At 75.4% G+C, this 248-nt stretch carries 1 pseudogene; it reads left to right on the top strand.

The window, feature by feature from the left end:
* Positions 1-248, top strand: a pseudogene (locus SB660_RS22715) (hypothetical protein); the annotation flags it as partial.

The following is a 248-nucleotide window of genomic DNA, read 5'->3' as shown; positions in this document are numbered from 1 at the left end:
CGAGGGCGCGCACATCCGGCGACGCGGTGAAGACGTGCGAGCCGGCGACGAGGTCGCTCCTGCCGGCATCGTCGTGGGCGCCCTGCAGGCGACCGCCTTCGCGGCATCCGGTGTGGATCGGGTCGACGTGCGGCGGCGTCCGCGCGTCGCCGTCATCTCCACCGGCAGCGAGCTCGCCCCGCCCGGCGGCGTCTTCGCCCGCGGGCAGATCCCCGAGTCCAACTCGATCCTGCTCGCGGCCTCGTGCC

This window comes from Bacillus sp. SIMBA_005 (assembly GCF_046535585.1).
Taxonomy (GTDB): domain Bacteria; phylum Bacillota; class Bacilli; order Bacillales; family Bacillaceae; genus Bacillus; species Bacillus pumilus.
Note: the sequence above shows the minus strand (reverse complement) of the source record. Positions and strands in the feature narration are given on the sequence as shown.